Genomic DNA, 701 nt, shown 5'->3' on the forward strand with positions numbered 1-701 from the left:
ATCGCATCACCCGGGCAGATGAAATCGACCAGCTGCTGGATCAGTTGATGAAAAAGGACTGGGTGGTCTACAGCAAGCCCTGCATCAATCACACCGAGACAATCATCCGCTACCTGGCCCGCTACAGCCACAAGATCGCCATCAGTGATCAACGTATCATCGGAATGAAAGACGATCAGGTGCACTTCCAATACCAAGACTACCGGGACGATCAGTCCAAGGTCATGAAGTTGGACACCGATGAATTCATCCGCCGCTTTTTGCTGCACGTGTTACCGAATGGCTTTATGCGCATCCGCCATTATGGCTTATTGGCCAACCGGTGCAGAAAGGCCTCCCTGGAGAGGATACGCAAGATCCTGGCACAACCGGCAAAGGCTGAAGAGCACCCCGAAGCGGATGAAGCGGGCGATTATCCCTGTCCCAAGTGCCATAAAGGGCATCTTGTGGCGATCTGGCGGATCAATCCTGTGTGGCCGCTTCCGGTACGGGGTCCTGGATGACGTAGATCAATCCGGATAGGACGGGCTAACCTATCAAGGACGAAACGAACAACAGGTGATTGTCTGCCTGAGGGGTTGGTATGGTCAGCAGGCTGAAAATACCTTAGACTGACAGAGGAATAACCAACAACGAGCAGGGAAAGCGCAAAAAATGATCGGATCAAGCGGCCAATATAGCGGGATTGAGACCATCACCCC

The 701-nt window shown here is 52.9% G+C and carries 1 protein-coding gene; it reads left to right on the plus strand.

Annotation, left to right across the window (positions count from 1 at the left end; translation table 11 throughout):
• On the plus strand, positions 1 to 503 hold a 503-nt coding region (locus tag ACOCD2_RS24115), incomplete at its 5' end, for an IS91 family transposase (protein ID WP_293650643.1).
• Positions 504 to 701 lie beyond the last annotated feature (198 nt).

This window comes from Thiolapillus sp. (assembly GCF_048562965.1).
Classification (GTDB): Bacteria; Pseudomonadota; Gammaproteobacteria; order Chromatiales; family Chromatiaceae; genus Thiolapillus; species Thiolapillus brandeum_A.